This is a genomic window from Sandarakinorhabdus rubra (assembly GCF_010994245.1).
GTDB classification, from domain to species: Bacteria; Pseudomonadota; Alphaproteobacteria; order Sphingomonadales; family Sphingomonadaceae; genus Sandarakinorhabdus; species Sandarakinorhabdus rubra.
Map to the genome: position 1 here is coordinate 1 of NZ_WMHO01000411.1, position 875 is coordinate 875.

1 protein-coding gene and 1 pseudogene are annotated in these 875 nt (G+C 72.3%); both read right to left on the reverse strand.

Annotation, left to right across the window (positions count from 1 at the left end):
- A pseudogene (locus tag GJV64_RS14915) lies at positions 1-134 on the reverse strand (1-deoxy-D-xylulose-5-phosphate reductoisomerase); the annotation flags it as partial.
- Positions 131-875 (reverse strand): phosphatidate cytidylyltransferase (locus GJV64_RS14920; protein ID WP_164158291.1); only part of this gene is annotated, 745 nt, incomplete at its 5' end. The pseudogene GJV64_RS14915 and the gene GJV64_RS14920, both read right to left, overlap by 4 nt.

Consider the following 875-nt stretch of genomic DNA (forward strand, 5'->3'; position numbering starts at 1 on the left):
CTGGCCAGGCCGTCGACATCACGGTTGGCGGTCAAGGCCTCGACCTGCCAGCGGCCGGGGTTGCGCGCGACGAGGTCGAGCGCCTGGCTGCCCACCGATCCGGTGGCGCCCAAGATGGTCAGCGCCCGAGTCATCCGGCCCAGCCCGTGGCGGCAAAGACCCCGGCGCCGGCCACGGCGGCCGGCACCAGGCCATCCAGCCGGTCCATCACGCCGCCATGGCCGGGCAGCAGGGAGCCGCTGTCCTTCACCCCTGCCCGCCGCTTGAGGCCGCTCTCATACAGATCGCCCAGGATCGACAGCACGGCGAGCGGCACCGCCAGCCCGGCCAACCGCAGCAGCCCGGCGGCATTGGCATAGCCGGGCCAGATCAGCGCCACCAGCGAGGCCGCAATCAGGCTGCCGGCAAGGCCGCCCAGTGCGCCGCTCCAGGTCTTGTTGGGGCTGATGGCTGGCGCCAACTTGGGGCCACCAAGCGCCCGTCCGGTGAAATAGGCCGCGATGTCGGCGCCCCACACCACGGCCATCACGAACAGCGTTGCATACAGCCCCCACGGCTGGGCGCGCAGCCAGATCAGCGCCACAACGGGAAGCGCGCAATAGAGGAGGCCCAGCACGAAGCCGCGATCGAGGCGGGCACCTTTGGCCTGCACGCCGCCGCCAAGACGGCCCAGAAACAACCCGCCCAGCCCGGCCGCCCCGCCCAGCAGCAGCAGCGCCGAAGCCCAGTCACCGAAATGGGTGAGGATGGCGGCGCCGGCCAGAACGGCAAGACCGAGCCGGCGGCCGAGCGCCGGCTGGCGGTGCATCGCGGCCCATTCGGTGATCATCACCAGCCCGGCCGCGGCAGCGAGCGCGGCAAACACCAGCCCGCCA